The 202-nt window shown below is 47.5% G+C and carries 1 protein-coding gene; it reads left to right on the top strand.

The genetic code is table 11. The annotated features are described in order from the left end of the window. A partial coding sequence (locus tag A6R74_RS22750; protein WP_165603361.1) for a hypothetical protein occupies nt 1-202 on the top strand: 202 nt, incomplete at both ends.

Consider the following 202-nt stretch of genomic DNA (forward strand, 5'->3'; position numbering starts at 1 on the left):
CGAGGAACTGATTCAAGTTGATTTGGGCTTAGCTGTGCTTCGTGATCTCGCGCAACAACGGCTGGCTAAGGCATGTGGCGACGCAGGTTCGGGTGACATCAGGCTGATAGAGGATAAAAATACGTTTGAAGCCGCTCGGCAATCAATGGTAGAGCTTGAAAAAGAAGAGGAACAGCATAAGACGCAGATAGATATTTTACCA

It is taken from the genome of Halomonas sp. ALS9, from assembly GCF_001651035.1.
Taxonomy (GTDB): Bacteria; Pseudomonadota; Gammaproteobacteria; order Pseudomonadales; family Halomonadaceae; genus Vreelandella.